The sequence below is a fragment of the Microcoleus sp. D3_18_C4 genome (assembly GCF_036702355.1).
Taxonomy (GTDB): domain Bacteria; phylum Cyanobacteriota; class Cyanobacteriia; order Cyanobacteriales; family Microcoleaceae; genus Microcoleus.
In genome coordinates this window covers 1-5,873 of record NZ_JAUBTF010000127.1, presented here as the reverse complement: position 1 = coordinate 5,873, position 5,873 = coordinate 1, and the positions used below count along the sequence as shown (strand labels likewise).

The 5,873-nt window shown below is 47.5% G+C and carries 5 protein-coding genes; 4 read left to right on the top strand and 1 reads right to left on the bottom strand.

The genetic code is table 11. From position 1 onward, the window contains the following. Positions 1 to 14: 14 nt before the first annotated feature. Positions 15 to 527: a hypothetical protein gene (locus QUA90_RS29780; protein ID WP_333448723.1), complete on the bottom strand. Its 513-nt coding sequence runs from the start codon at positions 525 to 527 to the stop codon at positions 15 to 17. Positions 528 to 819: 292 nt separating this feature from the next. Here QUA90_RS29780 and QUA90_RS29775 point away from each other — a divergent pair, with 292 nt between their 5' ends. The 4 genes from QUA90_RS29775 (at position 820) to QUA90_RS29760 (ending at position 5,633) form a co-directional block, all read left to right on the top strand. Then, a complete protein-coding gene (locus QUA90_RS29775) occupies positions 820 to 1,020 on the top strand; it encodes a hypothetical protein (protein ID WP_333448722.1) in 201 nt (66 codons plus the stop codon). A gap of 321 nt (positions 1,021 to 1,341) precedes the next feature. Then, a complete protein-coding gene (locus QUA90_RS29770; protein WP_333448724.1) occupies positions 1,342 to 1,584 on the top strand; it encodes a hypothetical protein in 243 nt (80 codons plus the stop codon). 2 nt (positions 1,585 to 1,586) lie between these two features. Then, positions 1,587 to 2,108 (top strand): hypothetical protein, encoded by a 522-nt coding sequence (locus QUA90_RS29765; protein ID WP_333448721.1) that lies wholly within the window; start codon positions 1,587 to 1,589, stop codon positions 2,106 to 2,108. A gap of 273 nt (positions 2,109 to 2,381) precedes the next feature. Beyond that, on the top strand, positions 2,382 to 5,633 hold the full coding sequence (locus QUA90_RS29760) for a DUF3854 domain-containing protein (protein WP_333448720.1): 3,252 nt from the start codon (positions 2,382 to 2,384) through the stop codon (positions 5,631 to 5,633). Positions 5,634 to 5,873: the final 240 nt, after the last annotated feature.

Below are 5,873 nucleotides of genomic sequence, written 5' to 3'. Positions count from 1 at the left end.
TTTTAAACTACGACTCATAAACGCACCATAAAAGCTATCTCTCTATTATATGCAACTTCACATAAAATTGGTATTAGATTCAAATACCTCATTATACATAATTTATGATTTACAAACCATTTGCGATCGCTATATGCTTGGAACGGGTCGCTCTCCAAACAGATGAACGTCCTCAAAGCGTAGAGTTCATCTAAGTTGAGTCCATCCAATTTGTTGATTAGAGATTCCAGGGAGTATTTTTTGGGTGTTGTGTACGGAGTAATCGCTTGTTCCCCCAGTTGCCACCAACTCATTACGTTGGCTTGTTCGGTAGGACATAAAATCTCCTCCTGGCGGACGCACACGTAAATCGGTTGTCTGTCTTCTTGTATCAAATTATCTTGGTCATTTAGCAGGCGACCGGTGACGCTTTGGGAACGAACGTTGGTCACTTCCATGCGTCCCCTGGTGGTGGTGACGCGGGGATTGGGTATTTCTACAAAGCTTGGCTGGGCGGCTTGCGACGGCGGCCCGAAATCTGCGAACATAGAGGAAATCTCCATTGTGAGTGCCATACCCCGCCCCAGAAGATTGCGAGTCAGAGGGGGCGGGGTTTGGTTTTGGGTTTTTGACGCTAACAAAGCTTAGTGAAGCAACCACATCGGGAGTACAGATAACTGTTTTATGCTTCGGTTTGGTTTGTAGGCGTTCGTGAGTATATGATACTTTATACGGGATATTTAATGCAAACATCCCGTATGCACCTATTAACCCATTAAGCAAAAAACTGGCTTTAACGGGTAGTCTGGGATATATAAAGTAATTGCATTAGATATCCCAGTGACCGAGCGAAAAACTACAGAACCAGTACCAACCTTGAAAGTCACATTTCCTTCTCGAACGCTTCGAGAGCGCTTCAAGGCTATTTGTGCGTTGAACGGAAAAAACATGAATGAAGTGCTTATCGATTTGGTCAAACAGTACATAGAACAGAATCAGCGGAACGATCGCCCTGAAAGTGAAAGCGACACAAGCGGCTGAGCCTGTTTGTCTAAAAGTTCAGAACATCTCAGATTTTTGCTGTCAAAAGCTTTCAAAACTCGACAGGAGTGTAAGTTATACGTCTCGAATTTCTGAGCGATCGCAAACACTCACAATCTCGTCGAAAGTACACTCCGACAATCGGTTTGGGTGCGACCCTCAAAAGCTTCCGATACACCAAAAGCTTTATAAAACTAAGGTTTTAGGCACGAGCACAGCGGTGTGCGGGGTTTCAAACTTTTTGAGTTTACAGGCGCTCAAACGCTTACTAGGAGAAGCTGGAGGCGTTTCAAAATACATCCATTTTAAGGAGTGACTGCAATGATTGGATGGCCATTTAGCAAAAATGGAGATGACGACTCGGAGCAGGAAAACAGGCATTGGGCCTCATCTGAAGAGGATTGCAAGGAAATGGAAAAAAAGTATGGGTGGGAACTCAAAAGAGTCGAACAAAACGGCGACGATTCAGACCTCGGAGTCGATTGCGTGTTTAAGGGCAAGCAGACCAGCTTCTGGGATATGTGGGGCGACCATCAAGACGATCCGGATCTGGATGAGGCATAACTATGAAAGCACTTGATGTGATGACACAAACTGAAGAACTCGAACTTTACGACCCGCTGGCAAGCAAGTCTACTCTTAGCCTCTACCTGGTCAAAGAGCAAGAAAAATGGATTCCTATCGAAAGCAAAGAACTTGTTATTGGGAAACAGTTGACTCGACTGTTACAGCTTTCTCACGATTCGCGTCCTCTACTGAAGCGCAAGGTCAAGCTGGGAGAACGACTCACTTACCACGTTAAAAAAGAGGGTAGCCCTTGGAAAGCTTACCTTGTCACTCCCTCGGACTGGGTAGTGGTCAGAGTATTTCGGTACGAAGCCGACCTATCAGAGGTTGAAGGGGATATGCCAGAATTTCGGGACGTACAGATTGCTTACTGCGAGCGCCAGCCTTTGACACCAGAGGAAGCTGAAGCAATGACTTATGAGATTGTTAGCCAGGTTTCTGTGGATTCATGCGGCGGCGATAAGGAAGCTTATCAACAATTTCTTGCCAGTCAACAGTCTAAGCAATACGTCCGCGTATAGAATTTGAAAAGGCTGTTGCCAACAAGCGATCGCCCGCATCGATTAGACCAGACCAAACCAGACCAAAAAAAAGAGTCCGCAGTCTTTAGAAGAGACGGCAGACAAACAAAAATAAAAAAAGTTTAAATACATCATAGTCTAAATCTGCCATAACTGCCACATTTGCACCAAATGCCAATCAACGGTAGTTAAAGCAGAGCCGTCTCTTCTACTAAGCGCGGGTTTTTTTACAAAAACCAGCACGCAGCGCTATGAGTAGCGAAAGAGGCATCTATGAATATTGCAGATCAATTTTTATCCACTACCGCTTACCTTTGCCCCAAACACAAGACCCACATTGAGAGCCGAGGACTGCTGAACAAGTGGAGTTACGCCAACTGCCGAACCGTCTCTGCTGACGAGGCATCAGTTTACTTGGGCTATACCGCGAAGTCTGGCGGCATCTTCTTTATCGGTGCAGGCACACAATTTCAGTTCAGGCCAGACAAGCCGTGGAAGTCAAGAGAAGATAAAAAGGCACCCAAATACCGCACCCCGTTAGGGGAATACGACGCTTTTCTCCCCAAGCATCCAACCGATAAAGACTATTGGAATATTGAAAAGCTTGCAGAACACTGCTACCACATTAACGGTCAGCCCTACATCTTACTAACAGAAGGAATCTGGAAGGCAATCGCAGGATGCAGTCACGGTTTACCTACAATCGCATTGATGGGCATCAGCATGGGGCTGACCGCCAAGAAAAACGACTTGCAAGGTCAACGCTTTCTCGTTGCCATACTCGAACACTACGCTCGTGCCGGTTTTGGGTTCATCATTGCCTTTGATGCAGATGCAGCCACCAATCCCAGCATCATTTGGGAACAGCGCAAACTCGGCCGCCAGTTGCTTAAGTTTGGCGTTCCCGTCCGCAGCGTTACTGCACAATGGGAACCAGGCACTGAGGGAGAAACCAAAGGTATGGATGATTTTATCCAGAAAAGAGAGATAGAGGAATTCAGACAGATTCTGGCAAGATCAGTCAGCTTTGAGGAATGGGAGAGCAATCTTGACAGTGGAGACGGCTCAGAAGGTAAGAGTAAAAAACAACCACCCCCCCCACAAGTATTAGGAGCCGAACTTGCTGAGGATTTACGCGCGAGGCTTTGTTACTCTGATGAACACAAATCTTGGATGAAGTACGAGCTTCGGCATAAAGGAGTATGGGCGGCGGTGAACGACGATTATGTCCTCAGCGTTATAGATACCATGTGCCAGGCGCGAGGGTTGCAACCCAACAACGCCTACTGTGCCAACGTTCTAGGGTCGCTCAAAAGGAAATTATTCGAGCTCGATTGGTTAGAGCGACCATCAAACGAACTATTACCCTTTGAAGATGGGGTACTGGAAGTCGAAAACAACCAATGGCAAGAACACGCTCCTGGATTCCGGCTAACCTGGTCACTGCCCCGCAGCTACAAAGGAAGCGCTGTTAATACTGGATGGTCAAAAATCGAGACTTGGTTAGATCAGGCTACCGACTGCAGTCAGAACAAAAAAGACATCCTTTTAGCTTTTATCGCTGCCAGCTTGCGCGGTATGTCCAATTTGCACAAATTCCTAATGCTGACGGGCCCCGGCGGAACCGGAAAAGGTCTTTACACCCGACTAACCACAATGGTGGTTGGAGAGCGAAATACTTGGATCGGAAACTTAGAAGATTTAACCAAAGCAGATAAAGTCGCGGATCTGCAGACAAAGCGGCTAGCGGTTTTTGATGACCAAGAGAAATACACTGGCAACCTCTCAAACTTTAGATCGCTCACCGGCGGGGGTAAAATCAGCGGTCGCCAGTTATACAAGTCGGCTGTTGACTTCCGTTTTTCTGGTCTTGCGCTAATTACTTCAAATCAGCCGTGTTTCCCTGCTAGTGGACTTTCCTGGTTGAAGCGCCGAATAATTCAAGAAGGATTTGAGTACACACCTGTTAAGCGGAACCGCCACCTCGAACGAGAATTAGAGCCGGAGCTAAGCGCATTTACCCACTATCTGCTATCAATCCCTGTCACCGAAATCGAGCGCATTTTGGCTCAAGAAGGAACCGGGATTAATGGCACTTTTTGGACAGACAGGGTACGAGTTGACCCGATGGCGTCATGGGTCAACGATTGCATTGTTCATGATGCCGAAGCTAAAACTGCCATTGGGGCTGATAAAGATGAATGGAAAGATGTTGATTATGTCGCGGCTAAGTCTAGCTTGTTCGGCTCCTACAACAATTACTGTCGCCGAGCTGGGTACAGCGCCAAAGGTAAAAACAATTTCTCAGCAGATTTAGTGGAGCTCTGCCGAGAAGTCCTCGAATGGAAAGATGTCGCAAAGGAGCGGTCGGCCGCTGGCACAGTAATCAAAGGATTGCGCCTGCGGATGGATACCGACTCCTGTATTGCGACCGTGGAAGATTTGTTAACTCAACGCAAAAATGTAGACCTAGGTCTACACGATGCTGACCTAAATGCTGACCTGAAACCTTTACCCCATAAGGCTTATGTAGACCATGTAGACCTAAACTCTAAACTTTTAGAAATTGAAGCTAATACTAAATCAACTCCCAACAAAATTGATGTTGATTCTAAGAAAGTTTCCCCCTCTCAGGTCTACACGGTCAACACAAACCATACAGAGCAAAGCATTGAACTTCTGGACGGTCAACATTCGGGTCAACATTCGGGTCAACATTCGGATGACGCTGAATCTGTCACCCCTATAAATGGAGAATGGGTACAACCCGATCCCATTGCGTCGGCGCAGCCAGAACAGATACCTGAGCCGATCGCCTTGTTAGTCGAAAAAGTAAAGACCGCGCAAACTTGGGTTGAGGTCGAGGCTGTGTGGGACGCTAACGTAGAACTCAAAACTCAAATCAAAGCCCAGCTCCCGCCCGCAGAACTCAAAAGAGTTGGAAAGTTATACAAAAAAGCTGAATTAGGGCAAAGTCCGATCGCCCCTATTGAGTCAGAACAACCACCAGCCCCGATAGCCCGCTCGGAACCACCCCCGATCGCCCCTGCCTCAGAACAGCAGCCTGTACCAGAAGCGATCGCTCCTGCTGAGTTGGAACAAACACCAGGGGCGATCGCGCCGTCAGCGCCACCCCCGATCGCCCCTGGCTTAGAACAGCAGCCTGTGCCGGAACCGGCCCCTGGCTTGGAAACCGCGCTCATACAAGAAGCAGGGGAACCGGAACCCGCCCAAATCACAATGCCGGAGCCTGAAACCATCACTCCAGAGGATGCCGAAAAAATGCGAGATATTGCGCGGATTTGGTGGGATAGACTTTACCCTGATGACCTCACAAAACTAGAGCAGTGGCAAAGCTTGATAAGCCAGATGTTCGCTTGGAAAGCACCGGGGACTAAATACAGCCGAGATGCGATCAAGCTCTGGCTTGAGAGTGAGGATGCGGTTGTGCGCGATCGCCTTGATGAGTTGTGGCGGATGAAGCACGGGGAGGGTTTAACAGAGTTCCTAGATTGCGGTTTTTAGGCGGACTATTCGCACCCCTGGCCTTCATTCCAAAATACTTGAGTTACTCCCATGAAAACATTTCTAGAGTTCCATCAGACTTATCTGTTCGCGACTCGCCCCTTAATTGAAGCCGCTACCAAAAAATTAGCTAATTTTTGTGTGTCCTAAAGTCAGGCAAGTGCCATTCGTAACAAGTTAAGCTTGGATGGCAGTTGTCAAGGGGATTTGAGAAGATGCTTCAAAGAAAAAGTAGTCAGA

What these genes read in the sequence shown, in the direction of transcription:
- QUA90_RS29780 (WP_333448723.1), bottom strand. Translation starts at nt 527, where the DNA reads ATGTTCGCAGATTTCGGGCCGCCGTCGCAAGCCGCCCAGCCAAGCTTT.
- QUA90_RS29770 (WP_333448724.1), top strand. Translation starts at nt 1,342, where the DNA reads ATGATTGGATGGCCATTTAGCAAAAATGGAGATGACGACTCGGAGCAG.
- QUA90_RS29765 (WP_333448721.1), top strand. Translation starts at nt 1,587, where the DNA reads ATGAAAGCACTTGATGTGATGACACAAACTGAAGAACTCGAACTTTAC.
- QUA90_RS29760 (WP_333448720.1), top strand. Translation starts at nt 2,382, where the DNA reads ATGAATATTGCAGATCAATTTTTATCCACTACCGCTTACCTTTGCCCC.